This is a genomic window from Aliterella sp. E5.1, from assembly GCF_057473825.1.
The window spans coordinates 1-881 of record NZ_JBYCCV010000520.1; the positions used below are offsets into that span (position 1 = coordinate 1).

At 38.4% G+C, this 881-nt stretch carries 2 protein-coding genes; one reads left to right on the forward strand and one right to left on the reverse strand.

The features are described 5' to 3' along the window. A partial coding sequence (locus AC2VE5_RS28720; RefSeq protein WP_486890912.1) for a hypothetical protein occupies window positions 1-483 on the forward strand: 483 nt, incomplete at its 5' end. A gap of 89 nt (window positions 484-572) precedes the next feature. Here the strand turns inward: AC2VE5_RS28720 and AC2VE5_RS28725 are convergent. After that, entirely contained in the window at window positions 573-821 is a 249-nt protein-coding gene (locus tag AC2VE5_RS28725; protein ID WP_486890913.1) for a hypothetical protein, read from the reverse strand. Between the last annotated feature and the right edge of the window lie 60 nt (window positions 822-881).

Here is an 881-nt window from a genome sequence, read left to right on the forward strand (position 1 = left end):
TTTCCTAATGAGGGCAATCTCACTTATAATGGTTCTTCCTCTGCACAAGCATACTTCTACTGGCACAGAGTAGGTGGCTGGAGGGGACAAAACGTTAGACCCGGCATTGAGTTTGACATAGCTCTAGAGAATGCAACGTTTTTTGATTCATGTACCAGCTGGTCAGATTTACCCTATAAAAACTATAGTGACTGTGGTACTGCAGGAGCTTCTGAGCCAGGAGGGGGTAATAATTTCGGTATTGGAACATATGATGCTAAGAGCATTCAGAACTACCGTTGGTATCGTGGTCAATGGTCTTTCAGCGGTGGCTCAGGTTATTCTTCGTTTGCAAGGTTAACTTGGCAGGAAGTTGATCATAATCTGTGTCCTTTTGATTACCCGTGGTGCATGGCAGGGATTCCAGGTACTGGGAATGCAGGTGTTTTAAGAAGCGGTACTTTTGTTAGAGGGCAAAGCTTTTATCAAAGATATTACTACTAGAGCAACTATGGCCTAGAAAAGATCCTGGATAGAATTGAAAAGGAGTTTGATAAAATAATTGCAAACAGATTAAAGGATATTTTAAGCTTTCAATCTGAGTGTTTTCTTTTGGCAATTTTTAATCCGATTCCTAGAATAAAAATAATAGCAGTTATATTGAATGCTAAAGCCAATGTTAGAGATTTATTTTGAGCCGCTAAAGTAATTGCTTGCTCTGTAAGATGGTCAGGGTTGTGGTATGCGTAGGCTTTTTGAGGAGCTAGTAAGTAACTTGCAATAACAACAGAAAGAATAATATTTAGAGGCAAGATTGACTTTATATATCTTTTGGTAACCATATTACGTGTAAAAAACTTTTGGCATTTATAGAGTTTAGGTTTCAAGGTACTAATGGGTTA